The following is a 1,280-nucleotide window of genomic DNA, read 5'->3' as shown; positions in this document are numbered from 1 at the left end:
TGGTCAGCCCCCATTGAAGTGGTCCGCCCTTTAGTATGGCTTTTGAGCCTGGAGGACGGACAGAATGGCAAAGCACCCGAAGCCTGAGGAGATTGTCGCCAAGCTACGGCAGGCGGATGTGCTGATCTCACAGGGCCAGAGCGTTGCAGATGCAATCCGCGCGCTCGGCGTGAGTTCAGTGACGTACTACCGGTGGCGGCGTGAGTTTGGCGGCCTGAAGTCGGATCAGGTTCGACGGATGAAGGATCTGGAGACCGAGAATACCCGGCTCCGAAAGGCAATTGCGGATCTCACCCTAGATAAGCTCATCCTGCAGGAGGCATCCCGGGGAAACTTCTGAGCCCCGCGCGCCGACGCGCCTGTGTCGAGCACATCATGCTGGCGATGGACATCTCCGAGCGCCGCGCCTGTCGGGCGCTCGGTCAGCATCGCTCGACACAGCGTAAGGTACCGCGGGGCCGCGACGACGAAGAAGCGCTGACGGCCGATCTCGTGGCGTTGGCCGAGAAGTACGGGCGTTACGGTTACCGCAAGATCAGCGCGTTGCTGAAGGCGGCCGGATGGTTCGTCAACGACAAGCGCGTCGAGCGCATTTGGCGGCGTGAGGGTCTGAAGGTCCCAGCCAAGCAGCCCAAGCGGGGGCGGATCTGGGACAACGACGGCTCCTGTGTTCGTCTTCGCCCGGAACACCGCAATCACGTGTGGTCGTACGACTTCGTCGAGGCCCGCACGCATGATGGCCGCAAGATCCGGATGCTCAACGTGGTCGATGAGTTCACGCACGAATGCCTGGCGATCCGGATCGCGCGCAAGCTCAAGGGGATCGACGTCATCGACGTGCTCTCGGACCTGTTCATCCTGCGTGGCGTACCGGGCCATATTCGTTCGGATAATGGGCCGGAGTTCGTCGCGAAGGCTGTGCAAGCCTGGATCACCGCGGTCGGCAGCAAAACTGCCTACATCACGCCAGGCTCACCGTGGGAGAATGGGTACGTCGAGAGCTTCAACGCTCGTCTGCGCGACGAACTCCTGAACGGCGAGATCTTCTACACACTCAAGGAGGCGCAGATCGTGATCGAAAGCTGGAGGCGTCACTACAACGGCGTGCGCCCGCATGCCTCGCTGGGATACCGGCCGCCGGCACCGGAGCTGTTCATGCCAGCCTTCTCCGCTTGGCCAGCTGCGCTCGCTCGACCAGCTCCGCCGGCCAAGCTTCCCGTGGCGGAGCGGCCAACCGTACACTAACTTTACCCTTGGACCACCTCGTGGGGGCCGATCAG

The 1,280-nt window shown here is 62.7% G+C and carries 1 protein-coding gene; it reads left to right on the top strand.

Features of this window, described 5'->3' with window-relative positions:
• The first annotated feature begins 64 nt into the window (after positions 1-64).
• Positions 65-1,245 (top strand): IS3 family transposase gene (locus tag MKK51_RS04985; protein ID WP_243975372.1). Its coding sequence is split into 2 segments (ribosomal slippage): positions 65-326 and positions 326-1,245, totalling 1,182 coding nucleotides; the frame shifts between segments, so codons are not numbered across the junction.
• Positions 1,246-1,280 lie beyond the last annotated feature (35 nt).

The organism is Methylobacterium sp. E-045 (genome assembly GCF_022829685.1).
In the GTDB taxonomy this organism is placed as follows: domain Bacteria; phylum Pseudomonadota; class Alphaproteobacteria; order Rhizobiales; family Beijerinckiaceae; genus Methylobacterium.
This window is presented reverse-complemented; position numbering and strand designations above follow the sequence as displayed.